This is a genomic window from Paradevosia shaoguanensis (assembly GCF_016801025.1).
GTDB lineage: Bacteria > Pseudomonadota > Alphaproteobacteria > Rhizobiales > Devosiaceae > Paradevosia > Paradevosia shaoguanensis.
Window position 1 is genome coordinate 2,603,145 of record NZ_CP068983.1, and the last position, 25,594, is coordinate 2,628,738.

Annotated in this window: 26 protein-coding genes; 11 read left to right on the forward strand and 15 right to left on the reverse strand. The window is 63.0% G+C overall.

What is annotated here, in order from left to right; all coding sequences use genetic code 11:
* Positions 1–70 precede the first annotated feature (70 nt).
* Positions 71–340 (forward strand): hypothetical protein, encoded by a 270-nt coding sequence (locus JNE37_RS12380; protein ID WP_035036087.1) that lies wholly within the window; start codon positions 71–73, stop codon positions 338–340.
* A gap of 370 nt (positions 341–710) precedes the next feature.
* Here JNE37_RS12380 and rpoH read toward each other — a convergent pair whose 3' ends face one another.
* A complete protein-coding gene (gene rpoH, locus JNE37_RS12385; protein WP_035088525.1) occupies positions 711–1,589 on the reverse strand; it encodes an RNA polymerase sigma factor RpoH in 879 nt (292 codons plus the stop codon).
* 209 nt (positions 1,590–1,798) lie between these two features.
* Positions 1,799–2,818 (reverse strand): RluA family pseudouridine synthase, encoded by a 1,020-nt coding sequence (locus tag JNE37_RS12390; protein WP_203063042.1) that lies wholly within the window; start codon positions 2,816–2,818, stop codon positions 1,799–1,801.
* Here JNE37_RS12390 and JNE37_RS12395 point away from each other — a divergent pair.
* A complete protein-coding gene (locus JNE37_RS12395) occupies positions 2,817–3,176 on the forward strand; it encodes a DUF6476 family protein (protein WP_203063044.1) in 360 nt (119 codons plus the stop codon). The two genes, JNE37_RS12390 and JNE37_RS12395, sit on opposite strands and share 2 nt — an antisense overlap.
* A gap of 910 nt (positions 3,177–4,086) precedes the next feature.
* On the opposite strand, the gene JNE37_RS12400 is transcribed toward JNE37_RS12395, so the two are convergent.
* Both JNE37_RS12400 and JNE37_RS12405 read right to left on the reverse strand, forming a co-directional pair.
* Entirely contained in the window at positions 4,087–5,259 is a 1,173-nt protein-coding gene (locus JNE37_RS12400; RefSeq protein WP_203063046.1) for a coiled-coil domain-containing protein, read from the reverse strand.
* A 150-nt stretch (positions 5,260–5,409) separates the two neighbouring features.
* Entirely contained in the window at positions 5,410–5,991 is a 582-nt protein-coding gene (locus JNE37_RS12405) for a DUF1134 domain-containing protein (RefSeq protein ID WP_035036094.1), read from the reverse strand.
* Positions 5,992–6,106: 115 nt separating this feature from the next.
* Between JNE37_RS12405 and JNE37_RS12410 the strand changes: the two genes are divergently transcribed.
* From JNE37_RS12410 to JNE37_RS12420, 3 genes are all read left to right on the forward strand, one after another.
* Positions 6,107–6,607 carry a YHS domain-containing (seleno)protein gene (locus JNE37_RS12410; protein WP_203063048.1) on the forward strand — a complete coding sequence of 167 codons (501 nt, stop codon included), beginning with the start codon at positions 6,107–6,109 and terminating at the stop codon, positions 6,605–6,607.
* Positions 6,608–6,680: 73 nt separating this feature from the next.
* Positions 6,681–7,343: a histidine phosphotransferase ChpT gene (chpT, locus tag JNE37_RS12415; RefSeq protein WP_035036096.1), complete on the forward strand. Its 663-nt coding sequence runs from the start codon at positions 6,681–6,683 to the stop codon at positions 7,341–7,343.
* 69 nt (positions 7,344–7,412) lie between these two features.
* The gene (locus JNE37_RS12420) at positions 7,413–7,778 is read left to right on the forward strand and encodes a response regulator (protein WP_035088523.1); all 366 of its coding nucleotides are present in this window, start codon (positions 7,413–7,415) and stop codon (positions 7,776–7,778) included.
* A gap of 107 nt (positions 7,779–7,885) precedes the next feature.
* Here JNE37_RS12420 and ctrA read toward each other — a convergent pair whose 3' ends face one another.
* A complete protein-coding gene (ctrA, locus tag JNE37_RS12425) occupies positions 7,886–8,590 on the reverse strand; it encodes a response regulator transcription factor CtrA (protein WP_035036104.1) in 705 nt (234 codons plus the stop codon).
* A 406-nt stretch (positions 8,591–8,996) separates the two neighbouring features.
* Between ctrA and fliI the strand changes: the two genes are divergently transcribed.
* Together fliI and fliJ are read left to right on the forward strand one after the other, a co-directional pair.
* Complete coding sequence (fliI, locus tag JNE37_RS12430; protein ID WP_035088522.1) at positions 8,997–10,331, forward strand: flagellar protein export ATPase FliI; 1,335 nt, start codon at positions 8,997–8,999, stop codon at positions 10,329–10,331.
* 61 nt (positions 10,332–10,392) lie between these two features.
* Positions 10,393–10,809, forward strand: coding sequence for a flagellar export protein FliJ (gene fliJ / locus JNE37_RS12435; protein WP_035036110.1), 417 nt, complete (start codon positions 10,393–10,395; stop codon positions 10,807–10,809).
* A 112-nt stretch (positions 10,810–10,921) separates the two neighbouring features.
* Here fliJ and JNE37_RS12440 read toward each other — a convergent pair whose 3' ends face one another.
* Positions 10,922–11,860 carry a PRC-barrel domain-containing protein gene (locus tag JNE37_RS12440; protein WP_052151979.1) on the reverse strand — a complete coding sequence of 313 codons (939 nt, stop codon included), beginning with the start codon at positions 11,858–11,860 and terminating at the stop codon, positions 10,922–10,924.
* Positions 11,861–12,217: 357 nt separating this feature from the next.
* Here JNE37_RS12440 and JNE37_RS12445 point away from each other — a divergent pair, with 357 nt between their 5' ends.
* Both JNE37_RS12445 and JNE37_RS12450 read left to right on the forward strand, forming a co-directional pair.
* Positions 12,218–12,781 (forward strand): TRAP transporter small permease subunit, encoded by a 564-nt coding sequence (locus JNE37_RS12445; RefSeq protein ID WP_203063050.1) that lies wholly within the window; start codon positions 12,218–12,220, stop codon positions 12,779–12,781.
* Complete coding sequence (locus JNE37_RS12450) at positions 12,781–14,172, forward strand: TRAP transporter large permease (RefSeq protein WP_035088518.1); 1,392 nt, start codon at positions 12,781–12,783, stop codon at positions 14,170–14,172. The genes JNE37_RS12445 and JNE37_RS12450 overlap by 1 nt, the downstream gene beginning before the upstream one ends.
* A 55-nt stretch (positions 14,173–14,227) precedes the next feature.
* Here JNE37_RS12450 and JNE37_RS12455 read toward each other — a convergent pair whose 3' ends face one another.
* From JNE37_RS12455 to fliF, 7 genes are all read right to left on the reverse strand, one after another.
* Positions 14,228–15,328: a TRAP transporter substrate-binding protein gene (locus JNE37_RS12455; protein WP_035036119.1), complete on the reverse strand. Its 1,101-nt coding sequence runs from the start codon at positions 15,326–15,328 to the stop codon at positions 14,228–14,230.
* A gap of 135 nt (positions 15,329–15,463) precedes the next feature.
* Complete coding sequence (flhA, locus tag JNE37_RS12460; protein ID WP_035036121.1) at positions 15,464–17,599, reverse strand: flagellar biosynthesis protein FlhA; 2,136 nt, start codon at positions 17,597–17,599, stop codon at positions 15,464–15,466.
* A 149-nt stretch (positions 17,600–17,748) separates the two neighbouring features.
* Entirely contained in the window at positions 17,749–19,119 is a 1,371-nt protein-coding gene (gene flbD / locus JNE37_RS12465) for a sigma-54-dependent transcriptional regulator FlbD (protein ID WP_035088515.1), read from the reverse strand.
* Positions 19,120–19,131: 12 nt separating this feature from the next.
* Positions 19,132–19,455 carry a flagellar motor switch protein FliN gene (gene fliN / locus JNE37_RS12470; protein WP_182399412.1) on the reverse strand — a complete coding sequence of 108 codons (324 nt, stop codon included), beginning with the start codon at positions 19,453–19,455 and terminating at the stop codon, positions 19,132–19,134.
* Positions 19,456–19,457: 2 nt separating this feature from the next.
* Positions 19,458–20,096, reverse strand: a complete 639-nt coding sequence (locus tag JNE37_RS12475) for a FliH/SctL family protein (RefSeq protein WP_035088513.1) — start codon at positions 20,094–20,096, stop codon at positions 19,458–19,460.
* A gap of 2 nt (positions 20,097–20,098) precedes the next feature.
* Positions 20,099–21,172, reverse strand: a complete 1,074-nt coding sequence (gene fliG / locus JNE37_RS12480) for a flagellar motor switch protein FliG (RefSeq protein ID WP_081840706.1) — start codon at positions 21,170–21,172, stop codon at positions 20,099–20,101.
* A gap of 5 nt (positions 21,173–21,177) precedes the next feature.
* Positions 21,178–22,776 (reverse strand): flagellar basal-body MS-ring/collar protein FliF, encoded by a 1,599-nt coding sequence (fliF, locus tag JNE37_RS12485; RefSeq protein WP_246513232.1) that lies wholly within the window; start codon positions 22,774–22,776, stop codon positions 21,178–21,180.
* Positions 22,777–22,952: 176 nt separating this feature from the next.
* Here fliF and JNE37_RS12490 point away from each other — a divergent pair, with 176 nt between their 5' ends.
* Positions 22,953–23,573 (forward strand): glutathione S-transferase family protein, encoded by a 621-nt coding sequence (locus JNE37_RS12490; protein WP_203063054.1) that lies wholly within the window; start codon positions 22,953–22,955, stop codon positions 23,571–23,573.
* 146 nt (positions 23,574–23,719) lie between these two features.
* Positions 23,720–24,418: a PilZ domain-containing protein gene (locus tag JNE37_RS12495; RefSeq protein ID WP_203063055.1), complete on the forward strand. Its 699-nt coding sequence runs from the start codon at positions 23,720–23,722 to the stop codon at positions 24,416–24,418.
* A gap of 76 nt (positions 24,419–24,494) precedes the next feature.
* Here JNE37_RS12495 and sciP read toward each other — a convergent pair whose 3' ends face one another.
* Together sciP and JNE37_RS12505 are read right to left on the reverse strand one after the other, a co-directional pair.
* Positions 24,495–24,773 (reverse strand): CtrA inhibitor SciP, encoded by a 279-nt coding sequence (gene sciP, locus JNE37_RS12500; RefSeq protein ID WP_035036135.1) that lies wholly within the window; start codon positions 24,771–24,773, stop codon positions 24,495–24,497.
* Between the two features lie 161 nt (positions 24,774–24,934).
* Positions 24,935–25,588 carry a flagellar hook assembly protein FlgD gene (locus JNE37_RS12505; protein WP_035036137.1) on the reverse strand — a complete coding sequence of 218 codons (654 nt, stop codon included), beginning with the start codon at positions 25,586–25,588 and terminating at the stop codon, positions 24,935–24,937.
* Between the last annotated feature and the right edge of the window lie 6 nt (positions 25,589–25,594).

Below are 25,594 nucleotides of genomic sequence, written 5' to 3' on the forward strand. Positions count from 1 at the left end.
AAGGGCGTTTCAGATGCATTGGGCGATTGTGTCCCTGCCGCTGGAGGAGCGGCGAGAGAGGGAAAACAAAATGCCGAATTTCAAGAAAGCCGTTGCCGCAATCGCCTTTCTGTCCGTTGGCGCCGTTCTCGCCACCAACGTCCAGGCCGGCCAGTTCCGCTTCAATTCCGGGGTCGAGGAAAAGAGCATCATCATCGTCGGCGGCAAGCCCGCCCAGGGCCCCCAGGTCAAACCCGACGACATCCCGCAGCCGCAGGTCAACCCGCGCATCAAGTTCCAGAGCAAGTTCCTGCTCAACTCGCTCAACCCCCAGCCCCTCCCGCCCAAGGAAATCCGCTAGCGGTTCCGCCCACCGCGGCCCTTCTTCCTTCTCCCCTTGAGGGAGAAGGTGGCGGCGAAGCCGACGGATGAGGGGTCAGCGACGCCGGCGAGAACCCCTCACCCGCCCTTCGGGCACCCTCTCCCTCAAGGGGAGAGGGACGATGGGCACGATCGAGTCCGTCCCCAACACCACATCCCCCTGGGGCCGGCACCACCCAATCCCCACCCCCTACTTCCCCGGGCGAAGACCCGGGGCCTATTGCCCGGCTCCGCCCGAGTGGAGGCATCCGTGGGCCGGCCCCGGTTCTATGGCCGGGGAAGTTCCGAGATTGTGCCCCAAAACAAAAAAGCCGCCCTTCCGGGCGGCTTTTCCTAGCCTCACATCGCACTTACGCGTTTTCGCGTGACCGTGCGGCGTTCTGTACCGCTTCCTGCACCTTCTCGAAGGCGCGGACCTCGATCTGGCGGATGCGTTCGCGGGATACGTCGTATTGCTGGGCGAGCTCTTCGAGCGTGGCCGGGCTCTCCTGCAGGCGGCGAGCCTGGAAGATGGCGCGTTCGCGGTCGTTGAGGACGTCCATCGCATTGGTCAGCAGACCCATGCGCTCGTCGTATTCCTCGCTGTTGCCCAGAACGGTTTCCTGATCGGGCGTGTCGTCCACCAGCCAATCCTGCCATTCGGAAGCACCTTCGTCGGCGCGCATGGGCGCGTTGAGCGAGGCGTCGCCGGTGAGGCGGGAATTCATGGACACCACATCGTCTTCGGAGACGTTGAGGGTGGTGGCGATCTGCTTGATCTGGTCCGGATGCAGCGAGCCGTCATCGAGGGCCGCGATCTGGCCCTTGATCTTGCGCAGGTTGAAGAACAGGCGCTTCTGGGCCGCCGTGGTGCCGATCTTGACCAGCGACCAGGACCGCAGGACGTATTCCTGGATCGCGGCGCGAATCCACCACATCGCATAGGTCGCCAGGCGGAAGCCCTTATCGGGTTCGAACCGCTTGACCGCATGCATGAGGCCGACATTGCCCTCCGAGATGACCTCGGAGATCGGCAAGCCGTAGCCACGGTAACCCATCGCGATCTTCGCTACCAAGCGCAGATGCGAGGTGATGAGCTTCTGGGCAGCCGACGGATCGGCGTGCTCCTTGTAGCGCTTGGCCAGCATGAACTCCTCGTCCGGTTCCAGCATCGGGAACTTGCGGATTTCCTGGAGATAGCGGCTGAGGCCACCTTCGGTCGAAAGAACCGGTAGATTGGACTGGGCCATTTTTAGTCCCCCTTTCCCCCGTTTCTACGGGCAGAGCGTACCGTTCCCGTCCATGAAGGCACAGGAGGGCACATGGGCATATATAGGTCGATTTCGGGCGCTGATAAGACCCACCCGGCACGGATAATGCACGATCTCACGAAAGGTTGCGGGAAAGCGTGCGAGTAGAAAGCTAGCGCGGACCGCGCCCGAAATCACCTTAAGCTTTGTTAACGCGCATAGGCGCGGTTGTAAGGTTGGAGCGCCTCCTGGAGCGCCTGAAGGTCCTCCGGCAGCTCCGCCTCGAAGAACATTTCCTCGCCCGTCGTCGGATGCTCGAAGCCCAGTTCGGCCGCATGCAGCGCCTGTCGGCCGAGGCCGGAAATGATGGCCTTGAGGTCGTCGGGAAGCCGGTTGACCTTGGTGGCGAAGCCCGGCGCATAGACCGCGTCGCCCACCAGCGGATGGCCGATATGGGACATGTGCACGCGGATCTGGTGCGTGCGCCCGGTTTCGAGCTCGCAGGTGAGCTGGGTGATGTCCCAGCCCTCGTCGCCATAGCGGGCGAGGCTGCGGTAATGGGTGATCGCCTCGCGGCCGTCGCGACGGACCGCCTGCTTGAGCCGGTTGTGGTTGTCCCGTCCCAGCGGCGCATCGATCGTGCCCATGGCGCTTTCGGTGCGACCCCAGGCAAAGGCCGTATAGGCGCGATGGAGCGGCCCCGTCCGGCCGTGATCGGCGAACTGCGCCGCCAGGTGCTTCAGCGCTCGGTCGGTTTTGGCCGCGACCATCACGCCGGACGTATCCTTGTCGAGCCGGTGGACGATGCCGGGGCGCTTGACTCCGCCGATGCCCTTGAGGCTTTCCCCGCAATGGTAGATCAGCGCATTGACCAGCGTGCCGGTCCAGGCGCCGGGGGCAGGGTGCACCACCATGCCCACCGGCTTGTTGATCACGATCAGCTCGTCGTCCTCATAAAGGATGTCGAGGGGAATGTCCTCGGGCTGCGGATCGGGGTCGGAGGGCTCGGGCGCCACGAGAACGATTGTATCGCCCGCCTTGACGCGGTATTTGGGCTCGTCGACGCGAGCCTCGTTGACGGTTACGGCGCCCTCGAGGATCAGATCCTTGATGCGGTTGCGGCTGAAGACGTCATGCTCCCGGGCGAGCAGCGCGTCCAGGCGCGTGCCGGCGTCTGCGGGCTCGACGACATATTCGAATTCGATTTCCTCACCGGACACGTCCTGCATGAGCGCTCCTGATCCATCGGCCGAAAATCAAACCCTGTCGCCTGAAGCCCAGGCGATCATCGCGCGGGCCAAGCGCTCGTTCATGTTTTCGATCGGCTTGTTGCTGGTGGGCTTTATCGCCATCGCGATAGCACTTGTCTATCGCTCATCGCAGACTGCGCCCGCCAGCGCAACTGCTCCTGCCGGCGCCTACGCCGCCCAGGCCCTGCGCCTGCCGCAGGGCGCCGAGGTCGTCTCGGCCGTCGCCAACGGCGGAACCGTCAGCGTCACCTACAAGATCGGCCCCGCCACCCAGGTCCGCATCTTCGACGGCGCCACCGGCGAAATGCAGCAGCAGCTCGACATCGTCGTCGAGTAAGCGGGCGTCGGACGGAGCCGCCCAGGGCCCGCGCCCGGCGGCAACACCGACCGCCCGACTTTATCCCCGCACCCAAAAGCCCGCGCTAAACTAGTCGCGTGCCCTTCAGGCGCGCGCCAAGACACCCCTCAAAATCATCGCCAAACGAAGCCCGAATTTGCTCTCAACCCCGCGAAAAATCGCGAAAATTGCCCCGAAATTGAGTCAAAATTTAACGATTCAGGCACTCGGTCAGAAAATAAATTGATAAATATCAAAGACTTAATGAAGATCTGACGCCCAAAACCCCGCAAAAAAGCCACGCGAAACATTTCTGTTTCCCACCGCCGCGCCCGACTCAGCCCCAAAACCCGGCAATCCCCAACACCTTCCCCCTGTGAAGGCCACTTTCCGGCGGGCAAGCCGCACACCTCGAGCTATCATCGGCCCTTCCGACTTGCCCGTGCCTGATCATATCTGATCTGCCTCTCCGACCCGACCCGACCCGCGCCGTCCGCAGCACCCAATCCCGCCCCACCACTGCACTTCCCCGGACTTGATCCGGGGCCCATTGCACCACGCCACTCGAGTGGAGGTATCCGTGGGCCCCGGCTCTTCGGCCGGGGAAGTACGGTGGTGGGGCAAGTACGGGAATGTGGGAAGCGAGGGGAATGAGGGAATGAGCGGCGAGCCGAGCGGAAGCTCACGCATGTAGTCGCGTTCCACAGTGGACAGCGCGCGCCCCACCCTCGATCTTCCCCGGACTTGATCCGGGGCCTATTGCCCCGTCCCCCATGAGTGGCGCCATCCATAGCCCCCAGCTCAGCGGCCTAGGAGGCTCCATGGTGGGGGAGGGAGGCAGCGATGTCAGAGAGTTACGAGGAGCGAGCTTCAGGAGGCGGCGCCCTCCCTTCCCGGCCACCCCCCGCGCCTAATTCCGCGACTGAATATCCCGAACCGCCGCCATCCGCGTGGATACCCGTCCCCGCGGCTTGCGCGCCGCCGGTGGCGGCATCGGCAGTGGTTCGGCCGCAGCGCCGTCGTCGGCAAACCGCTGCACCCGGTCAAACAGGCTTTCCTCGGCTTCCGGCGCCGCCGGCTCCTCGTCGAGCGCGTAGACGATCCGGCTCACGTCCGAGGCGATCGCTCCCAGCCGCTCGCGCAATGCGCCCGGCTCCACGGCCGCCGTGCCCCAGCCGGCAAGGATCACCGATTCCAGCCCGGCCACCTTGTCCTTAAGCTTTTCGGTCTTCTCTTCGAGCGAGAGCTTTTCGGCCAGCAATTGCTGCACCTTGTTGCTGCCCTCTTCGGGCGCCGGCTCGGTTTCCTTGAGCAGCGCGTTGAGCTGCGTCTCGGCGCTGGCGAGTCGCGCCTCGGCGGTTGCGAGGTCGGCGTTGAAAGCGTCGGCCGCCTGGTCGCGCGCCGCGAGAGCCCGCCGTAGTTCGGCGATGGCGGCATTGGTGTCGGCAGAGCGCTTGGGGGCAGCATCGAGCTTGTCGATCAGCGCCCGTGTCTGCGCTTCGAGCGTTGCCGTCCGCTTGCGCTCGATGGCGAGCGCGGAGAGCAGCCGGTCGGTATCTTCCTCGTAGTCGCCCGTCAGCGTCTCGGCATCGGCGGGGCTCGCGAACTCGCCGCGGATGGCGTTGCGGGCCTTGTCCAGTTCCTCGGCCTTGCTGGCATAGTCCCGGTCGCGCATGCGCAGACGCTGGGAGAGGTCGGTGCTTTCCTTCTCCAGCTCGGCGATGCGCTGGTTGAGCGTCGTCTCGCGGGTTTCGAGGTCGGTGACGATCTGCTGGTGCTGCTCGCGCTCGGTCTTGATGCTGTTGAGGTCCGCCTTGCGGCGGCTGACGTCGCCCAGTTCCTCGGCCAGGCGCTTGCGCAGGCCCTCGATGGTCATTTCGAGGCGGCGCGTGGAGAGGGCGAACTCGGCGCGCAGCTGGTCCTTGTCGGCGCGGAACTCGGCCATCGACATGGGCGTGGCGGCTTCGATGCGGCGCTTGGTGAGCCGTACGGCGCGCTTCCAGATGGCGGGCATGATCGCCAGCGCCAGCAGGGCCGCGATCAGCAGGCCCAGCGCGAAGTACATGATGTTCTCAATACCCATAGGCGGCTCCGCAACGTGCCGAGGACCCGAAAGCCTTTCGGGTCCATCGACATCTGGCAGTTATGGCGGCAAGGCGCCAGTCTTGCCAAGGCTTAACCTTAAGGGCTCAGCCTAATGTGACCTTCTGTTGCCGGGCGGAGACTCGACGGGTCAGAACGGGTTCCAGGTCGGTTCCTGGGTGAACTTGAGGTAGCCCACATTGAGCCCGAGCCGCGCGCCCACGCCCGAGCGGATCGGGACGAGCACGACGTTCTGCCGCTTCATCACGGTCATGCCGAACCCGCCCACCACGTAGGCCGAGCCGTTGACGCCGGGATAGCGGGCGTAGATCGAGTTGATGTCGGGCAGCGAATAGACCAGCATCATGACCTTGGAGCCGTCGCCGCCGAAATCGAGGCCGACCGACGGGCCCTGCCAGTAGACCGGGTATTCGCCGAGGTTGCGCGTATAGAGCGTCCCCTGGCCGTACTTGGCGCCGGCGAAGAGCGCGCCGCCGGCTTCCTCGCCCAGGATATAGCCGTTGGGCAGGCCGTATTGCCCCACGACCTTCTCCACGAGCGAGGCCAGGCCCTGGGATACCGAGCCGAAGAAGGCGCCACCGCGTTCCACCAGGTCATCGCTCGAATAGGTGTCGCTCAGCGACCCCTGCTGGGCGTAAGCGAATTGGGGAGCGCAGAGGCCAACGAGCATGATCAGGCTGGCGATCAGTCCCTTGCCGAGCCGATTGAACATCTTGATATCCTCCAGTAGGGGCGCCGGCCCTCACGGCATTTACCAGCGGCTCATGCTTTGTGCGCTAGGGTGATGCCGATTCACGTCGCGCCCAGGTTGGGCGTCCATCGGGGCAATGATGCGGCAAATCCGTAAACAAATCTTAACCATAGGGGTGCTCGCCAGCGTGCTTTCGCCCGGATTTGCTCAGGTTTCGCCCGTTCTGGCGGCCTCGGTGGTAACAACTGCCATAGTTTCCAACCCCTTAACCGGGGTGGCGCTCGAGGGGAACGACCCGGTGAGTTATTTCACCGAGAAGGAACCTTTGGCCGGAACGCTCGACCTGGCCTATGACTGGGGTGGGGTGACCTGGTATTTCGCCAACCAGGCGAACCTGGATGTGTTCAAGGCCGATCCCGAGATCTACGCTCCCCAATTCGGCGGCTATTGCGCCATGGGCGTGGCCCGCGGTTTCCTGTCGGATGGCAATCCGCGCATCTATGCGATGGTCGGCCAGCGGCTCTATCTTTTCTACTCGACCGCCAACCGCGATGCCTTCCTGATGTCGCCCAAAAAGGCGATGACGGATGCGGTCGATCACTGGGGCGGTCTCTCCAAGGAGCTTTCCACAAACTGAGGCCTGCCCTTTGATTGCCCAAGGCGCGCGGCTGCGTCATGGTTGCAGCAAATGATTCTATCGGGGAATAGTCATGGCCGACATCATCGAGCTCAAGGCGACCGACCTGGCGGCAATGCTCTGTTCGCGCGTGTGCCACGATCTGATCAACCCGGTGGGTGCGATCGGTAACGGTCTCGAAGTTCTGGCCGATCCGGGCCAGGCCGAAATGGCGCCTTTCGCGCGCGATCTCATCGCCAACGCCGCCAAGCAGTCCCGCGCCAAACTCGAATTCGCGCGCCTGGCCTATGGAGCCTCCTCCACGGCCGGTACCGATTTCGATACCCGCGAGTGCGAGCGCGTCGCCAAGCTGCTGTTCGAGATCGAGAAAGCCGATCTCGACTGGCAGGTTCCGGCGATCCTGCTGCCCAAGCACAAGGCCAAGCTCTTCATGAACATGCTGTTGATCGCAGCCGGTTCGGTGCCTCGCGGTGGCTATGTGAAGGCCGAAATGACCGGTCCAGCCGGGCAGGAAGCCTTCCGCCTCACCTCCAAGGGTCCCAAGACGCTGATCCCGGCCGGCTCGGAAGGCCTGCTCTCGGGCGCGCCTGAAGAGGGCGTCGATGCACGGGGGATCCAGCCGTTCTACACCGGTATCCTGGCGCGGATGACCGACATGGAACTCAAGATCGGCATCGAGAACGAAGAGTTCGTGTTCACGGCCACGCCCAAGGCGGCGAGCGCCGAAGCAGCCTAAGGCTTCGCTAACCATTCGTAGGGACTTTCGCCCCATAATCGGGGCGAATGCCTTTTCGCGAGTCCCGCCATGAAATCCTGCCTGATCGTCGATGACTCGAGCGTGGTGCGCAAGGTCGCGGGCCGCATCCTCGAGGATATCGACTACATCATCGAAGAGGCCGAGGACGGGCAGGAAGCCTTCGACAAGTGCCGGCAGGAAATGCCCGACGCCATCCTTCTCGACTGGCAGATGCCGATCATGACGGGGCTCGAGTTCCTGAAACTCCTCCGGGCTTATGTGGGCGGTGAGAAGCCGCACGTGGTCTACATGACCACCGAGAACGACATCGGCCAGATCGCCCTGGCCCTCAAGGCCGGCGCCAACGACTACATGATGAAGCCGTTCGACCGGGATGTCCTGGAAGCCAAGTTCCACGGAGTCGTGGCGGAGTAGGGCGTTCGCCCGAGCCGCCTCACACTCAATCGCTCCTGCCGTCAAAAAACAAAACCCCGCGCCATTCTGGAGCGGGGTCAGGTTTGTGACGATGGAGCTGGGCGCTATCAGGCGCTTTCGGAGTAAACTTCGTTCTCGTCGGGCTCGCGCAGCACGTAGCCACGGCCCCAGACGGTTTCGATGTAGTTCTTGCCACCAGTGGCCACCGAGAGCTTCTTGCGAAGCTTGCAGATGAACACGTCGATGATCTTGAGTTCCGGCTCGTCCATGCCGCCATAGAGGTGGTTGAGGAACATTTCCTTGGTGAGCGTCGTCCCCTTGCGCAGGGAAAGCAGCTCGAGCATCTGGTATTCCTTGCCGGTCAGATGCACACGCTGGGTCATCACTTCGACGGTCTTGGTGTCGAGGTTGACCGTGAGCTCGCCAGTCTGGATGACCGACTGGGCGTGTCCCTTCGAGCGCCGGACGATGGCGTGGATGCGGGCCACGAGTTCGTCCTTGTGGAAGGGCTTGGTCATGTAGTCGTCGGCGCCGAAACCGAGGCCGCGCACCTTGTCTTCGATCCCCGCAAGACCCGAAAGGATCAGGATCGGCGTTTGCACCTTGGCAACGCGCAGGGTGCGCAGAACTTCATACCCGCTCATGTCGGGCAGGTTCAGGTCCAACAGGATGATGTCGTAATCGTAGAGTTTGCCGAGATCGACGCCTTCCTCACCCAGATCGGTGGTGTAGACGTTGAAACTCTCGGACTTGAGCATCAACTCGATGCTCTGTGCCGTAGCGCTGTCGTCCTCAATAAGGAGTACCCGCATGTTAATCCCCTTGCCGTCAGGTTCCTGCTGGAACTCGGGGCCCGACGTCCATGCGCGACCGGCCGCCCCAATCCAACCCTACTGGATATGACTCCACACTAAGCCCGATTAGTTAACAAAGTTTAATTCTGATCCGCAATACGCAATCTCTGGTAACCTCAATTTAGTCTAACTCGTTGATTTATAACGGTTAATTGTCTCAACTTTTCTTAAGAAAATAGATTAAGAAGCCGCAATAACCGACTCTTCGGACTCATGGATTTGCAGGTCTGGGAGGGGAAATTGTGGCGAAATGTGGCAAGCCGACGCAGTGCGGGCAGAGCGACGCCAATCCTGCTCGTAGCGCTTTTTGCTTAACGTTCGGTTACGTTCGCTCAAGAAGTGATTCGCTTGAGGAGCGCGGCGCGTGAAGTCGCTCACCACCGCTATCGATGCCATTGACGAAGTCGAGGTCTTCGGCCGCGTCAAAACCGTCCAGGGCCTCTTGATCGAAATCGTGGGGCCGGTGCGCGAGTTGCGTGTAGGCGGGCGCGTCTCCATCGAAACACAGGCCGGGGAATACCTGCCCGCCGAGATCATCGGCTTTCGCGAGGGACACGCGCTCTGCCTGCCTTTCGGGCCGCTCGCCGGCGTGCGGCTGGGCTGCAAGGCGGTGTTCCAGAGTTCGGACGGCGCGGTCTATCCGTCGCCGGCCTGGCTCGGGCGCGTGATCAATGCGGTGGGTGAACCCATCGACGGCAAGGGGCCGATCGCGGCTGGGGCAAGCGCCTATCCGCTGCGGCAGAATCCGCTCGCCGCGCATGATCGCGTGCGCGTGGGCGCGCCGATCGACCTGGGCGTGCGAGTGCTCAACACCTTTACGACCATCTGCGACGGCCAGCGCATGGGCATCTTTGCCGGCTCGGGCGTGGGCAAGTCCGTGCTCATGTCCATGCTGGCGCGCAATACCGATGCCGACGTGGCGGTGATCGGGCTCATCGGCGAGCGCGGTCGCGAAGTGCACGAGTTCATCAGCGAGTATCTGGGCGAGGAAGGGTTGCAGCGCGCAGTCGTTGTAGTGGCCACGTCCGATGAGGCGGCGCTGATGCGCCGGCAGGCGGCGTATCTGACGCTTTCGCTTTCGGAATATTTCCGCGACCAGGGGCAGAGAGTGCTCTGCATGATGGATAGCCTTACGCGCTTTGCCATGGCGCAGCGAGAGATTGGCCTGGCCATCGGCGAGCCGCCGACGGCCAAGGGTTATCCACCGACCGTATTCACCGAATTGCCACGGCTCCTCGAAAGAGCAGGGCCTGGAACGCCTTCTACCGGTTCTATTACCGGACTATTTACCGTTTTGGTTGAAGGTGATGATCACAATGAGCCCATAGCGGATGCCGTACGCGGCATTCTCGACGGGCACATCGTGATGGAGCGTGGCATTGCCGAACGGGGAAGATACCCCGCCGTCAACGTCCTGCGGTCCATCTCGCGAACCATGCCGGGCTGTGTTCCAGTGGACATGAGACCCACCCTGAGCAAGGCGCGCGAACTGATGTCGGTCTACGCCGATATGGAAGAGCTGATCCGTCTGGGGGCATACCGGAAAGGATCGGACCCGAAGGTAGACCGCGCTATCGCCATCAACCCGGCGCTGGAGGCGTTTTTGAGCCAGCAAAGGGAAGAGCGAACGTCGATTGCCGATGGCTACAACATGCTGGCGGCGATCGTGGACATGGCGGAAGCGCAGCAGACCGGCTAGGGCGAATGGGGCAGTTATCCCATAGGGCTCTGGGGACTTGATGGGGTAAGGAGTACAAGTCGTGAAGTCGCGCAGTGAGAGCCTCATAAGGCTCAAGAAATTTCAGGTGGACGAGAAGCGTCGGCAGGTCACTCAGATCGAGATGATGATCGCCGATTTCGAGCGCATGGCGTCCGACCTCGACCAGCAGATCGAAATCGAACACCAGAAGACGGGCATTTCCGATATCGCCCACTTCGCCTATTCGACCTTCGCCAAGGCAGCGCTGCAGCGCCGCGACAACCTTCTCGCATCGGCCAACGACATGCGCGAGAAGCTGGAGGGCGCGCAGGACGCGCTGGCGGAAGCCATCGAAGACCTCAAGAAGGTCGAACTGCTCGACCAGCGCGAACACCAGCGCGAAGTGGCCGAGCAGAACAAGATCGAGCAGGCCGAGTATGACGAGATCGCCCGGCTGAGGTTCCGCAACGGGCGGTAATGCTTAGTCGGTTGAGATTGAAAGGGGCTCCGCGGTGCGGGGCCCTTTTGTTTTGCGGGGGAGAGGCCGTGACCTACCCCCTCCCCAGGTGGGTGGGCGCTGCGTGCGGGATCTACGGCTGAACCACCAGCCTCTGCGCGCTCCGGTCGGCGGCATAAGTGCTCTTGTCGAATGGCGGCTGCTCTTCCAGTGACTGTTTGCTGACATTGAGGAAGAGGTAGCGGTTGTTGCCGGCGTCGACCGAGAAGGCGAGATTTTCAAAACCCACTGCCACCGGCTTGCTGCCCAGGCCGAGGAAACCGCCGACGTCGACGATCACGGCATCCACCTTGCCGTCGGCATTGACCACGAAATCGCCGATTGTGCCGATGGCTTCGTCGTTGATGCCGTAGACGGCGATACCCTTGAGGTCTTCGGCCGTGAGGGTGGCGGCGTCGATGGGATGGAGATTGGCGCTGTCGATGTGGTTGGTCTCCGGAGCATCGGTCGTGGCGTCCGGGCTGATATTGCTGGTGTCGTTGGCATTAGGCTCGATGGCCTGTGCCTCGGCATCCTGCTTGGCAACGTCGGCGCGCGCTTCAGCCAGATCTTCATGCCAGGCGAAGGCGGGCGCGGCGGCGAGGGCGTCCTTGGTGACGTTGAGCACGATACGGTCGCTGCCGTCGGGCGCCTTGCTCCACTGGAGCTGCGCATAGTCGATGGCGACGCTCTTCTCGCCCGTGCCGAGATAGCCGCCGACGCCCAGCACGACAGCCGAAATCTTGCCGTCCGCGCTGACGACGAGGTCATCGATCGCTCCGATGAGGTCTGCCGTATCGGTCGTGCCGGAGAAGACGCTCATGCCGACGAGCAAGGAGGCGAGGTGGTCGCTGGTGAGCGGGCGATAGCCCTCGGAAAGCGTCGTGGGGCGATGAAGCTGCGTCTCGGTCATGCCCGCATTGGGAGCAACGGGCGCATCGAGCGGCGAAGTCGGCGCCGCCTGTTGCGCGAGCGCAAGATCGGGAGCGGCGAGGGCGGCGAGAAAGAAAAGGGGCAGGGCTTTGCGAAACATGGGGTTCTCCTGCCGGGCAAACGCGCGCGGATAGCCTGATGTTCCAGCGAGAAATTGAAAAGGCCGGCTCCGCATCGCGGCACCGGCCTTTTCCGCCTCCCTGGCGGATTTTTCAGAGGAGTGCGGCACGCAGCCTCCCTGATGTGAGTGACGATAACGCAAGGAGCGGGGCCGGGCAGCCCGAAAGCTCAGGCGCGGTTAAGCAGTTGCTAATTGGTTAACGGAAACGGTGGGGTTCTTGCGATCCTTCCAAGAGGAGGGGCGAGGCGGAGTTGACCTTGCCCCGCAATGCTGTTCTCAATTCCATCAGCGGTGGGAGGGAACAGCCGCTAAACAGGAAATGGGAGGACCGGAGAGTTGCTTGGGCTCGCCTGGCTCGTCAGAGCCATCAGCGGCATCAACCGGGTCGTGGGGGAAATTCTCTGCTGGCTGGCGCTCGGTTGTGTCTTGTTGTGTTTCACCGTCGTGGTGCAACGCTACTTCTTTCACGTATCGATCCTGTGGATGCAGGATCTCTATGTGTGGATGAGCGGCGCCATGTTCACCGGCGTCGCGGGCTTTGCGCTGATGCGCGACGATCATGTGCGCGTCGATATCTTCTACCGCCCGGCTTCGGCGCGCAAAAAGGCGATGGCTGACCTTTTCGGCGTCATCTTTTTCCTGCTGCCCTTCATGTTTGTGGTTCTGCACTACAGCTGGACGGCGGTTGTCCGTTCGTGGAGCTACTACGAGGGGTCGGCCAATATCGGAGGCATGCCGGGGCTCTTCGTGCTCAAGAGCTTCATCATCGTCTTTGCGGTGCTGGTGGGCTTGCAGGGCATAGCCATGGCGGCGCGCGCCGCCCTGGTATTGGCGGGGCACGAAAATCTTCTACCCGAAAAACTGCGCTATGGCGCCAACGAGGTGGAAGAGGCGGTTTGATGGATCCTGTCATGCTTGGCGAGATCCTCGCCGCCCTTATGTTCGTGGGCGTCATCGGCGTCCTCATGCTCGGTTTCCCCGTCGCTTTCTCGCTGGCCGGCACGGCGCTGATCTTCGGCCTCGTGGGTGGGTTCCTCGGGGTCTACGACCCTTCCAACTACGCCTCGCTGGTCGGGCGTTACGTGGGACTCATGACCAACGAGGTGCTGGTGGCCGTACCGCTCTTCGTGTTCATGGGCGTGATGCTCGAGCGATCGGGCATTGCCGAGCAATTGCTGCTGACCATGGGCAAGCTGTTCGGCAACCTGCGCGGCGGGCTCGGCCTGTCGGTAATCGTGGTAGGCGCGTTGCTGGCGGCCTCGACCGGGGTCGTGGGCGCTACCGTCGTCACGATGGGGCTCATCTCGCTGCCGGCCATGCTGCGCGCCGGCTACGATCCCAAGCTCGCCACCGGCGTTATCTGCGCCTCAGGCACTCTCGGACAGATTATCCCGCCCTCGACGGTGCTCATCTTCATGGGCGACATGCTCTCGGGCATCAATGCCCAAGTGCAGATGGAGAAGGGCAATTTCGCGCCCGCGCCGGTATCGGTAGGCGCGCTCTTCGCCGGCGCCATCCTTCCGGGTCTGCTCCTGGTGGCGCTTTATGCCGGCTTCATGATCTTCAAGGCCATAACAGACCCCAAGTCCTGCCCGGCGACACCGGTGCCGGAAGCTGAACGGGGCACCCTGGGGCGGGACGTGGTGGTCGCGTTGCTGCCACCACTCCTGCTGATCGTGGCGGTGCTCGGCTCGATCCTGGGTGGTGTGGCGACGCCTACGGAGGCTGCCTCGGTAGGCTCGGTGGGTGCAATGCTGCTGGCTGCGCTCCGTCGGAAACTTGATCTTGGTATCCTGCGTCAGGTGGTGATCTCCACTGCGACCATCACCTCGATGGTTTTCATCATCCTCTTCGGCGCCGCCGTGTTCTCGATCGTCTTCCGCATGATGGGTGGCGACAACCTCGTGCACGAATTCCTCTCGTCCATGCCTGGCGGTGCGATCGGCGCGATGATCGTGGTGATGTTCGTGATGTTCCTGCTCGGGTTCATCCTGGATACATTCGAGATCATTTTCATCGTGATCCCGATCACGGCGCCGGTGCTGCTGGCGCTCAACGTGGATCCGATCTGGTTGGGTGTAATGGTGGGCGTGAACCTCCAGACGAGCTTCCTGACGCCGCCTTTCGGCTTCGCGCTTTTCTACCTGCGGGGTGTCGCGCCGGCCAGGGTCACCACGGGCATGATATATCGCGGGGTGGTACCCTTCGTGATCCTGCAGATCATCGCCCTGGCGATCCTGTTCTTCGTGCCGCAGCTCATCACCTGGTTGCCAGGAATTCTCTACCACTAGCAAACGACAAAAGCCCGGACCAAGGTCCGGGCTTTCATTTCGCGCTGCAAGGTCGTCAGGAATATTTGATGTATTTCTGGCGTGCGACGAGGAACGGCATGTCGGTGCCTTCCGTGCGTTCGCGCAGCAGGTTGAAGGCCGAGACGAAGCTTTCGGCCACTTCCTTGGTGAGGGCGTCTCCGCTCTGGCGGATTTCCGCGATGAGGTCCATCGAGGCCTTGGCGCCAGCCTCGAGGATTTCCTCGGGGAACTGACGGATCTGGACGCCATGTTCGCTCACGAGCGCGCGTAGGGCGCGAGGGTCATTGGCATACATGTCCGAGGCCACATCGTCATAGGCCGCCTGCGAGCAGGCACGGACAATTTCCTGCAGGTCCTCCGGCAGCTCCTGGAACTTGGACTTGCTGACCGCGATTTCGGTCGCGAGGCCAGGTTCGACGAAGCTGGGGAAATAGTAGTTCTTGCAGATCTGGTAGAAGCCGAGAGCCAAATCGTTATAGGGCCCAACGAACTCGGCGGCATCGAGGGTACCGGACTGGAGCGCGGCGAAAATGTCGCCGGCAGCCATGTTGGTTACCGAAGCGCCGAGCTTGGCCCAGACCTGGCCGCCGAGGCCTGGCGTGCGGAAGCGCAGCCCCTGGAGGTCCGAGACGCCGGTAAGCTCGTTGCGGAACCAGCCGCCCGCTTGCGTGCCGGTGTCGCCGGAAAGGAAGCCCTGCAGTCCGAACTGGTCGTAGATCTTGTCCCAGAGCTCCTGCCCGCCGAGGTAGCGAACCCAGGCGGTCAGCTCGCGGCTGGTCATGCCATAGGGCACACCGGTGAAGAAGGACAGGCCCTGGCTCTTGTTCTGCCAATAATAGGGCGTGCCGTGGCTCATTTCGGCGGAGCCGTCGATGACAGCGTCGAGTGCCTGCAGGCCGGGCACCATTTCACCAGCGGCGAAGACCTGCACGGTCAGGCGACCGCCGGAGGCCTTGGTAATACGATCGGCCAAATTCTGGGCGCCTACGCCCAGGCCGGGGAAGTTCTTGGGCCAGGTAGTGACCATGCGCCAGGTAATATTGCCTTGTGCGATGGCCGGTGCAGCAAGAGTCGTGGCAGCGACGGCGCCAACAGTGGCGGCCGACGCGGACCTGAAGAATTCGCGTCTCTTCATCAATTTCCTCCCAGTGGCACGCGCCCCATGCCCGCGCCTTCAACACCACGGCGTTCCGCTCTTTGGCGTCGACTGCACCTAAGAAAGCAACCAGATGAAATCCTGTCCAGCGAGTTGTTGAGGAGTTGGCTTGGCTTAGACGCTGCCGATGGTCTTGAGGCGGACGCGCGGATGGACCTCGTTCTGGCTCATGACCACGGTCTGAGGGCGGAAGCGTTCGATGATGGCGCGGACGTGCGGGCGGATCTGCGGGGAGGTGATGAGCACCGGCAGTTCACCCATCTGGGCGGCGTTCTCGAAGGCCTGCTGGACCGAGAGGATGAATTGCTGGAGGCGCGAGGGCGCCATGGCGAGATGCCGGTGGTCGCCTTCGCCGACCATGGCTTCGGCGAAATCGCGCTCCCATTGCGGGGAGAGGGTGAGGAGTGGCAGGTTGCCGTCCGGCCCGAGATTGGCGGCGCAGATCTGGCGGGCAAGCCGCGAGCGGACGTGCTCGGCCATGGTCTGGGTCGAGCGGCCGGAGCCGGCGATTTCGGCGATGCCTTCGAGGATGGTCGGCAGGTCGCGGATGGAGATGCGCTCGTTGAGCAGCGCCTGCAGCACGCGCTGGATGCCCGAGACCGAAATCTGGGAGGGCACGATGTCCTCGACCAGCTTCTGCTGCTCCTTGGAGAGGCCGTTGAGCATGGTCTGGACGTTGGAATAGCTCAGAAGGTCCGCAACGTTGGACTTGAGGACTTCGGTCAGGTGCGTCGAGATGACGGTCGAAGGGTCGATGATCGAATAGCCGAGGAGTTCGGCCTCGTCGCGCAAAGCCGGGTCGATCCAGGTGGCGGGCAGACCGAAGGTCGGCTCGACCGTGTGGTAGCCGGGCAGGGTGATTTCGCGGCCCATCGGGTCCATGACCATGAGCTGGTTGGCGTAGATCTGGCCGTGGCCGGCCTCGACTTCCTTGATCTTGACCTTGTAGTCGTTGGGCTCGAGCTGCATGTTGTCGAGGATACGCACGGGCGGCATGATGAAGCCGAGCTCGCTGGCGAGTTGCCGGCGCAGGGCCTTGATCTGCTCGGTGAGGCGATCGGTGCCGCTTTCGTCTTCCTTGACCAGTTGCAGGAGGCCGTAGCCGAGCTCGAGCTTCAATTCGTCGATCTTGAGGCTGTCAGAGATCGGAGCTTCTTCGAGCTGCTGGGGCGAGGAGACGCCGGCCTTGGCCATGGCCTGCTCGACCTGAGCTTCCATCTTCTGCGCCTTTTTCTTCTTGGCCGAAGTGAAGGCAAGGTAGCCCATGGCACCGGCAACGCCGATGAAGGGGATGAAGGGCATGCCGGGGAGGAAGGCCATCACAGCCATCACGGCCGAGGACATGCCCAGCGCCTTGGGATAGCCGGTGAACTGGCTGGCCAGGGCCTTGTCGGCGGAGCCGGCAACGCCGGATTTGGAAACCAGCATACCGGCGGCGATCGAAACGATGAGCGCGGGGATCTGGGAGACGAGGCCGTCGCCGACCGTCAGCAGGGTATAGTTGTTGCCGGCTTCCTGGAAGGAAAGGCCTTCCTGGGCCATGCCGATCACCATGCCGGCGGCGATGTTGATGAAGGTGATGAGGAGGCCGGCGATAGCGTCGCCGCGCACGAACTTGGACGCACCATCCATATTGCCGAAGAAGGCGCTTTCGGCTTCGAGCGTCTGGCGGCGCTTGCGGGCTTCGTTCTCGTCGATGAGGCCGGCCGAGAGGTCGGCGTCGATGGCCATCTGCTTGCCGGGCATGGCGTCGAGGTTGAAGCGCGCCGCCACTTCCGCGATACGGCCCGAACCCTTGGTGATGACGACGAAGTTGACGATCACCAGGATGATGAAGACCACGACGCCGATGACGAAGCTGCCGCGCATGACGAAGTTGCCGAAGGCCTCGATGACGTGGCCGGCGGCGTCGGTGCCGTTGTGACCTTCCGAGAGGATGAGGCGGGTCGTGGCGAGGTTGAGCGCCAACCGGATCATGGTGGCGATCAGCAGCACGGTTGGAAAGGACGAGAATTCGAGTGGCGTCTGGATGAAGAGCGCCGTCATCAGGATCAGGACCGAGAAAACCAGCGAGATGGCCAGCAACCCGTCGAGCAGGAGCGGGGGCATCGGCAGGATGAGGACCACGATGATGGCCATGATGCCGAGCGCCAGCACGATGTCGCCGGAACGGAGCGTCCGGTTGATATCGGCGAGGGAGGGAAGCTTGAAGCCTCCCAGTTTCGGGCCGCTGCCGGGGATATCGGTCATGGGTGGTCCTTAGATGGGCCGGAGGTCGGTCTTCGAGGTGAGGCTAACCCCATCTCTGTCCCCTCCCCACAGGGGGAGGGAAATTTACTGGCGCGAGTGAGCCGGCAGGCCTGAGGGTGAGGGATCGCCACACGCTCCGGCTGCATCAGCTAGGCCGCGCTGGAGCGCTGTTCGCCGGGCCCGGGGATGGCGATCCCTTCGTCGGCGTACTGGTTGAGCTTGTTGCGCAGGGTACGGATCGAGATACCCAGGATATTGGCGGCGTGCGTGCGGTTGCCCAGCACGTGATCGAGGGTATCCAGGATCAGGTCGCGTTCGACATCCGCCACCGTGCGGCCGACGAGAATGCGCGAGAGCGTTTCGGCGGTCTGCGCAGCCTGGCTGGCCAGGGAGTGGGCGCGCACGGCGTCCGAAAGGCCGGTGCCGTCGGGCATGGCGATGGCATCGGGGCCGATGATGTCGCCTGAGGCCAGAAGGACGGCGCGATGAAGGGTATTCTCCAGCTCACGCACGTTACCGGGCCAGGGAGCCCTCAGGAGTTCAGCGCGCGCTTCCTCCGAGAGGGTGCGCAGAGAGAGGCCGTTGGCCTTGGAGTACTTGGCGACGAAATGCTCGGACAGCGCCGCGATATCGCCCGGACGCTCGCGCAGGGGCGGGAGCTTGAGGTTGACGACGTTGAGGCGGAACAGCAGGTCTTCGCGGAAGCTGCCTTCGCGCACGGCTTCCGCGAGATTGCGATTGGACGTGGCAAGGATGCGGATATCGACCGGAACGGGCTTGGTGCCGCCAACGCGATCGATCACGCGCTCCTGGATGGCGCGCAGCAGTTTGGCCTGCAGGCGGATATCCATCTCGGAGATTTCGTCGAGCAGGAGCGTGCCACCATTGGCCTCCTCGAACTTGCCGATGCGGCGGGCCACGGCGCCGGTGAAGGCACCCTTCTCGTGGCCGAAAAGTTCGGATTCGAGCAGCGCTTCGGGGATGGCGGCACAGTTGACCGAGATGAACGGCTTCTGCACGCGCTTGGAATGGGCGTGGATGTGCTTGGCCATCACCTCCTTGCCGGTGCCGCTTTCGCCCGTGATGAGGACGGAGGCATCGGAGGGGGCGATCTGGTCGGCGAGCTTGACGACGCGGCCCATTGCGGGGTCGCGGAAGAGGAAGTCAGAGGAATCGCGGGCAACCGCGGCAATGACGGCGGCAATGAGCTCGGCGTCGGGCGGGAGCGGGATGTATTCCTTGGCGCCGGCGCGGATGGCGTTGACGGCGGCGGCCGCGTTGGTCTCGGTGCCGCAGGCGACCACGGGGACCGCGATGCGCTCGGCTTCGAGCCCGGCGATGAGGGTCGGGATATCGACCATCACATCGACCAGCAGCAGATCGGCACCGCGGCCGGCGCGCAGCGTGGCCAGGGCGATTTCGACGGACGGAGCGTGGGCGACCTTGGCGCCGCCTTCCATGGCGAGCTTGGTGGCTTCGCTGAGCTGACCTTCGAGGGCGCCTACAATGAGGAGTCGCATGGGTGGTCTCCCTTAAGCAGCCTTGATGATTTCGGTCATGGTGACGCCGAGGCGGTTCTCGACGAGCACGATTTCGCCACGCGCAACCAGACGATCGTTGACGTAGATCTCAATGGCCTCGCCGACCTGGCGGTCGAGTTCGATGATCGAACCGGTATCGAGGCGAAGGAGATCGGCGACCGGCATGCGGGTGCGGCCGAGGACGACCGAGACGCGGACCGGGACGTCGAAGACGGCTTCGAGATCGGCGGCGGTCTTCTCGGTGGTGTCCGGGGCGCTCTCGGCCGGGGCGTCCATCTCTTCGAGGTCGAAGCCGGTTTCGGTGGGATCGCTCATGGTCAATTCTCCTCTCGGCGCGAAGCGCCGCGGGCGGCGAGATAGGCCGCAACACGTTTGTCGATTTCAGCGGAAATGGCGGAGACGTCGCGGACCAGGCCACCGTCTACCCATTCGATACGGCAGTCGCCCATGGCCACTTCGGGGTCGCCCATGACCACGAGACGGCCGGCGAAGCTTGAGGTCGCCATGCGCGCTGTGGCGATTTCCTTGACCGCATCGGCAAGGCCCGGCTCGCACCGGATGACGAGGTGCGGGGCGTTGTCGATGGTGGCGAGGCACTCGGCGATCAGCGCCTCGATCTCGGCCAACGGGTAGCGGGCGATGAGGGTCGAGGCGAGCTTGGTGCCGATCGAGGTGGCAAGGCTCACCGCCTCGCGCAGGGTTTCGGCGCGGGCATCATCGACTGCGGCGGCCATCTCGATGCCGCGCGCCGCAATGTTTTCTGCGGCAGCGGAGAGAGCGCGGGCGGCGAGGACGCTGGCGCTCTGCTCGCCATCGGCATAGCCCTGCGCATAGCCTTCCTGGCGCGCGTCGGCGGTGGCTTCGGAAAGCTGGGTTTCCGAAAAGCTCGGCTGCGGCTCGGCGGAGGCGCGGCCCAGGTCGAGATCGAAGGTGAAGCGGCGGAGCGGATTGGCCATGGCTAGAGCACCATCTGCTCATCGCCCTTGGACTTGGCGATGACGATTTCGCCACGCGCGGCAAGGTCCTTGGCGATGCCGACGAGGCGGCTTTGGGCGTCGTCCACATCCTTGAGGCGGACCGGGCCCATATCGGCCATGTCGTCGCGCAGCATCTTGGCCGAGCGCTGGGACATGTTGGCCGTGAAGAAGTCCTTGACCGCATCGCTCGCGCCCTTGAGCGCCATGGCCAGTTCCTTCTTGTCGATCTTCTGGAGCACGGTCTGGATGGCCGAGTTCTCGAGCTTGGTCAGGTCCTCGAAGGTAAACATCAGGGCCTTGATGCGCTCGGAGGCCTCGCGGTCGCGGTCCTCGAGGGTGGTGAGGAAGCGCGCTTCGGTCTGGCGGTCGAAGGAGTTGAAGATTTCCGCCATCTGCTCGTGGCTGTCACGGCGCTTGGTAGTGGAGAGGGTCGACATGAATTCGGTGCGCAGCGTCGCCTCGATCTTTTCGAGGATGTCCTTCTGCACCGGATCGAGCCCGAGCATGCGCTGCACGACGTCGATGGCCAGTTCCTCGGGGAGGATGGCCAGCACCTTGGCGGCGTGCTCGGAAGCGATCTTGGAGAGCACCACGGCGATGGTCTGCGGGTACTCGTTCTTGAGGTAGTTCGCCAGGACGTCTTCCTGGACGTTGGAGAGCTTCTCCCACATGTTGCGGCCAGCGGGACCGCGGATTTCCTCCATGATGGCGTCGACGCGGTCGGCCGGGAGGAACGAGGAGAGCAGGCGCTGCGTGGTTTCGGCATTGCCGGCCAGCGCGCCCGAGGACGAGATGTTGGTGACGAACTCGATAAGCAGCTCGTCGAGCATTTCCTGGGTGATCGGGCCGAGATGGGCCATGGCGCGCGAGAGGGCGCGGATTTCCATGTCGTCGAGCTCGTCCCAGATGGGCTTGCCGTAATCGGGGCCGAGCGCCAGCAGCAGCACGGCAGCCTTCTCGTCGCCATTGAGCGCGCGTTGGGTAGCGTCCGCGCCCACCACCAGTTGTGGTGCGCGCGGCGCGTTGTTGGTCATGAGCTGGGAAGAACTGGCCATCTGAACTAAGCCGCCGCGCTATTGGAAGAGAGCCAGTCGCGCACGATGAGCGCCGCCTGTTTGGGATTTTCGTCGACCAGCTGGCCCACGGACTTGAGGGTTTCGAGCTGGGCTTCGCCCATGGCCTTGGCGCCGTTGACCCAGGGTGCGGCCGTCGGCGGATTGGCTTCCTCGGGCAGGTCGGGAACGGCGGGCAGGCCGGCCTCGACTTCGGCGCTCGGGGGCAGGGCGAGCGGGGCGCGGTCCTCGGGAGCCAGCACGCGCTTGACCAGCGGACGCATGACGAAGAACACCAGGGCCAGCGAGATGATGAGGGTCACGCCCATCTGCGCCCAGTTGATGAGATCGTCGCGGGTGAAGTCGAAGAGACCGGGACCGTCGGTGCCGGGGCCTTGGGCCTCGGGACGCTCGGCGAACTGCATGTTCACCACTTCGACCTGATCGCCGCGGGCTTCGTCGAACCCGATGGCCGAGCGTACAAGCGACTTGATCTGGTCGATCTCGGTCTGGTCGCGCGGGGCGTAGACCGAGTTGCCGGTGGTATCGGTCGAGTAGCGGCCATCGACCACGACGGCGACCGAGAGCTTCTTGATGCCGCCGGCTTCGGTGATTGCCGTCTCGGTGGTCTTGGAGATCTCGTAGTTGGTGGTCTCTTCGGCGGCCTGCTGCTGCTCGGTGCTGTTGGTGCCGGTGCCGCCGTTGGCGGTCGTGCCGGGCAGTTCGTTGGCAACGGAGACGCCCGCATCGGTCTGGCCGTTGTTGGACGAATTGGCGTTGTCGCGCGTCTGCGTGGAGCGGACGACCTGGCCATCCGGATCGAAGCGTTCGGAGGTCTTGGTCGAACGGTCGAGATTGAGCTCGGCGCTCACCTGGACCCGGGAGCGGCCGGCGCCAAGAACGTTGGCCAGCATGTCCTCGACGCGGGTGCGGTAGCGCTCTTCGAGACTGACGACGCGGTCCTGCGCCTCGGCGGTCAGGAGCCCGTCGACGCCGTCGACGGCGCCCGAGGCCAGAAGGCGCCCCGAATCATCGATGATCGAGACCTTGTTGGGGTTGAGGCCTTCGATGGCCGAACCCACGAGATGCTGGATGGCGCGGATTTCGCCATTCGAGAGTTCGCCCCGCACGGAAACGACGATCGAGGCGGTGGGGTCCTTACGCTCGCGGCGGAAAAGCTCGCGCTCGGGCAGGACCAGATGCACGCGGGCGCTCTTGATGCGGGCCAGCGAGGAAATGGTGCGGGCCAGCTCGCCTTCGAGCGCGCGAACATTGTTGATGTTCTGCACGAAGCTGGTGGCGCCCAGCGTATTCTGCTGGTCGAAGATTTCGTAGCCGACCTGGCCGCGGGCCGGCAGGCCGTTTCCGGCCAGGTTCATGCGCACCGTCGTGATCTGATCACGCGGAATCATGATGGTTTCGCCGTCGCCACGCAGCTCGTAGGGCGTACCCATGGTCTGCAGCTCACGCACGATCGCGGACGAGTCCTCAAGGGACAGGCCCGAATAAAGCGGCGCAAGTTGCGGGCTCGACGCCCGCATGACCAGGAACGCGAAGAACCCGAGCATCAAGACGGCGACCACGCCCATAGCTGCCACCCGGGCCATGCCCAGGCGATTCAAAAACTGACTTAAATTATCCACAACCGAGCCCCTAACCGGTCCGCCGTTGCCTCCTTGGCGAACCGGTAGGCAAAAATTACCGATCAGATGGTAAATTTTGTATTAACCAGTCGTTGCGGAATGCGACACGCGGCAAAAATTGCCGAGCCAGGGAGATGAAAATGCTCAGGATTCTGGGGCGCGTGACCTCAATCAACGTACGCAAGGTGCTGTGGACAGCCGATGAGATCGGGCTGGGTTATGAACGCGAGGATTGGGGCCTGCCCATACGCGACCCGGCGGTGCCAGAGTTCCTGGCGCTCAATCCCAATGCGCAGGTGCCGGTGATGATCGATGAGGCGTTCGTGCTCTGGGAGAGCAACGTCATCATGCGCTATCTCGCCGAAAAGGAGGCCAGTGCGCTCTGGCCAACGGTGTTGCAGGAGCGGGCGCTGGTGGATCAGTGGCTCACCTGGCAGGCAACCGAACTCAACCCGCCATGGGGCTACGCGGTCAACGCGCTGATCCGCAAGAAGCCCGAATATTCCGATGCGGAGCGCACGGCAGAATCAATCGCCAAGTGGAGCGAGAAGATGAATCTCGTCGAGGCGCGTCTGGCCCAGACCGGAGCCTATATCGCTGGCGAGACATTCAGCCTCGCCGATATCGCGCTGGTCCTCTCCATCCATCGCTGGTTCTCGACCCCGTTCATGCATCCACATCTGCCGCGCGTGCGGGACTATTTCGATCGGGTCAAGGAAAGGAAGGCGGCAGTGCCTTATCTGGGCGAGACTACGCCTTAAGAGGTAGGTGCAGGCAGTAGATACGTCCTTTGGCATAGCATGCTATGTAGCGTCATAGTCGTGACAGCGTAATCATTTGCCGATTAACGGATTCTTCACGCGGAGACATAAGTATTTTCACAGACTTACTAGTCGTGAGAAGCGTCATGTCTGTTGCAGTCAATGCCACTGAGAGGACAGCGGATACTACCGACATCAGGTTCGTAGGCGTGCTCAGCGGTTGCTACACGCTTTCCAACAAGCGTGACGGCCTCACCGGCGCGCTGAAGGTCTTTGCCTGCCGCACGCAAAGCATCTCGCCGGACCGGCTGGTGCTGGACGGCGCGCTTTTCGGCGCGGCGGGGGATCGCGTGGCGCTCAAGCTCGAAGAGGTGGGCTTGCTGCGCGGCGTCGTCGACCGTGTATTGGCGACGGGGCTGGCCATAGACCTTCATCTCGATCCTGAAGAGCGGGTCAAGCTTGCGGGCAAGCTGGCCTGGATCAAGAAGCGCCGCTTCAAGCACATCCTCGACAAGCGCGCTTATCCGCGCTGGTTCCCGCGCAACCCGCGCACCAACATCATTTTCGCAGATGGCGAGAAGCTTGATGCGTTCATCATCGACCTTTCGCGATCAGGTGTAGCGATCTCGGCCGAGGTCAAGCCGGCGCTCGGAACGCCGATGGCGGTCGGTCACGTGCTAGGGCGGGTGGTGCGCCATCTCGAGCATGGCTTCGCGGTAGGGTTCGCGGCGCTGCACGAGGAAAAGGGTATCGAGGACGAACTGACGACTCTGCTGCTGGGCAGCGACGAGGCGCGGCTCGCCAACCTCAAGACCTACAGCGCGATCCTGTCTGTCGTTCCCTGACGGGATCGCAGCAATGAATGAAGCCCCGCTCCGTCAGACGGAGCGGGGCTTTCTCTGTCGCGGGCAGAGCCGAGGCTCAGCCGTCGCGATAATGCTGAATCCAGGTGGTGCGCAGGCCGGCTAGGCCATGCTTGTCGATGGCTGCCTGCCAGTTGAGGAACTCGTCCACGCTCAAAGTATAGCGTGCACAAGCCTCTTCAAGGCTCAGCAGGCCGCCACGCACGGCGGCAACGACCTCAGCCTTGCGGCGGATCACCCAACGACGGGTGTTAGACGGCGGCAAATCGGCAATCGTCAATGGACTGCCGTCTGGGCCGATAACGTACTTAACGCGAGAACGCATTTGTACGGTCATTTTACTCTCTACTGAACCTGACCATATGAGTTCAGAAGGTAGCCGGTTGCGCTTAAAATTTGGCTAAGGGGAAACTTACAACGAGTTAAGATATTGAATGATTTGAAGAACCGAAGGGCCTAACCCCGCGGTTCTTCAAACCAGGTCGGAAATAATGCGGATCAGGCGCGAACGGACTTCACGCTACCGAGGCTGAAGCGGGCCTTGCCGATGAGCAGATACGGCTGGTCGCCCGAAAGATCGATGCCATCGACCTTGCCCGACATCTGCGAAGTGACGCTGACCGTGCCGCCGGCGACGTTGGTGGCCGACACGGCAACCGAATAGACGCCATCGGGCAGGGTGGTGCCGTCGGTGCCCTTGCCGTCCCACACGAAGGTGTTCTCGCCCGCATCGAGCGACCGCTCTGCAGCGTAGACGACATTGCCGCTGGCATCCTTGATCTGGATCTTGGCCATCGAGGCCTTTTCCGAGGAATCGAGAATCCAGGTCGCCTTGCCGTCGCGCAATTCGCTGGCCACCGTATCGGCCGTGACCTGCTTGCCGATGAGGTTCATCGCCTGCGTACCCGAGCTCGATGCGTTCACGTTGATCAGCGCCTCAAGATAGGAATTGGTCTTGAGCTGCTGCTCGACACCCGAGAACTGCACGAGCTGGGCCGTGAACTGGTTGGTATCCAGCGGGTCGAGCGGGTTCTGGTTCTTGAGCTGGGTAGTCAGAATCTGCAGGAACGTATCGAAGTTGCCCGCGATGGTCTTGCCGGAGCCGGAGAGCGAAGTGTTGCTGGAGACGTTGTTGACGCCGCTGACAGCCATGAGAGG

Bases quoted from the DNA above. Each gene is read 5' to 3' on its own strand.
- flhA (WP_035036121.1), bottom strand. From the start codon at position 17,599: ATGACCGATATCCCCGGCAGCGGCCCGAAACTGGGAGGCTTCAAGCTT.
- JNE37_RS12455 (WP_035036119.1), bottom strand. From the start codon at position 15,328: ATGAAGAGACGCGAATTCTTCAGGTCCGCGTCGGCCGCCACTGTTGGC.
- fliF (WP_246513232.1), bottom strand. From the start codon at position 22,776: ATGGCCCGGGTGGCAGCTATGGGCGTGGTCGCCGTCTTGATGCTCGGG.
- JNE37_RS12505 (WP_035036137.1), bottom strand. From the start codon at position 25,588: ATGGCTGTCAGCGGCGTCAACAACGTCTCCAGCAACACTTCGCTCTCC.
- JNE37_RS12390 (WP_203063042.1), bottom strand. From the start codon at position 2,818: ATGCAGGACGTGTCCGGTGAGGAAATCGAATTCGAATATGTCGTCGAG.
- flbD (WP_035088515.1), bottom strand. From the start codon at position 19,119: ATGCGACTCCTCATTGTAGGCGCCCTCGAAGGTCAGCTCAGCGAAGCC.
- rpoH (WP_035088525.1), bottom strand. From the start codon at position 1,589: ATGGCCCAGTCCAATCTACCGGTTCTTTCGACCGAAGGTGGCCTCAGC.
- JNE37_RS12495 (WP_203063055.1), top strand. From the start codon at position 23,720: ATGTCTGTTGCAGTCAATGCCACTGAGAGGACAGCGGATACTACCGAC.
- JNE37_RS12400 (WP_203063046.1), bottom strand. From the start codon at position 5,259: ATGGGTATTGAGAACATCATGTACTTCGCGCTGGGCCTGCTGATCGCG.
- JNE37_RS12380 (WP_035036087.1), top strand. From the start codon at position 71: ATGCCGAATTTCAAGAAAGCCGTTGCCGCAATCGCCTTTCTGTCCGTT.
- sciP (WP_035036135.1), bottom strand. From the start codon at position 24,773: ATGACCGTACAAATGCGTTCTCGCGTTAAGTACGTTATCGGCCCAGAC.
- JNE37_RS12410 (WP_203063048.1), top strand. From the start codon at position 6,107: ATGATGCGGCAAATCCGTAAACAAATCTTAACCATAGGGGTGCTCGCC.
- chpT (WP_035036096.1), top strand. From the start codon at position 6,681: ATGGCCGACATCATCGAGCTCAAGGCGACCGACCTGGCGGCAATGCTC.
- JNE37_RS12405 (WP_035036094.1), bottom strand. From the start codon at position 5,991: ATGTTCAATCGGCTCGGCAAGGGACTGATCGCCAGCCTGATCATGCTC.
- JNE37_RS12440 (WP_052151979.1), bottom strand. From the start codon at position 11,860: ATGTTTCGCAAAGCCCTGCCCCTTTTCTTTCTCGCCGCCCTCGCCGCT.
- ctrA (WP_035036104.1), bottom strand. From the start codon at position 8,590: ATGCGGGTACTCCTTATTGAGGACGACAGCGCTACGGCACAGAGCATC.
- JNE37_RS12450 (WP_035088518.1), top strand. From the start codon at position 12,781: ATGGATCCTGTCATGCTTGGCGAGATCCTCGCCGCCCTTATGTTCGTG.
- JNE37_RS12420 (WP_035088523.1), top strand. From the start codon at position 7,413: ATGAAATCCTGCCTGATCGTCGATGACTCGAGCGTGGTGCGCAAGGTC.
- JNE37_RS12490 (WP_203063054.1), top strand. From the start codon at position 22,953: ATGCTCAGGATTCTGGGGCGCGTGACCTCAATCAACGTACGCAAGGTG.
- JNE37_RS12395 (WP_203063044.1), top strand. From the start codon at position 2,817: ATGAGCGCTCCTGATCCATCGGCCGAAAATCAAACCCTGTCGCCTGAA.
- fliN (WP_182399412.1), bottom strand. From the start codon at position 19,455: ATGAGCGATCCCACCGAAACCGGCTTCGACCTCGAAGAGATGGACGCC.
- JNE37_RS12475 (WP_035088513.1), bottom strand. From the start codon at position 20,096: ATGGCCAATCCGCTCCGCCGCTTCACCTTCGATCTCGACCTGGGCCGC.
- fliG (WP_081840706.1), bottom strand. From the start codon at position 21,172: ATGGCCAGTTCTTCCCAGCTCATGACCAACAACGCGCCGCGCGCACCA.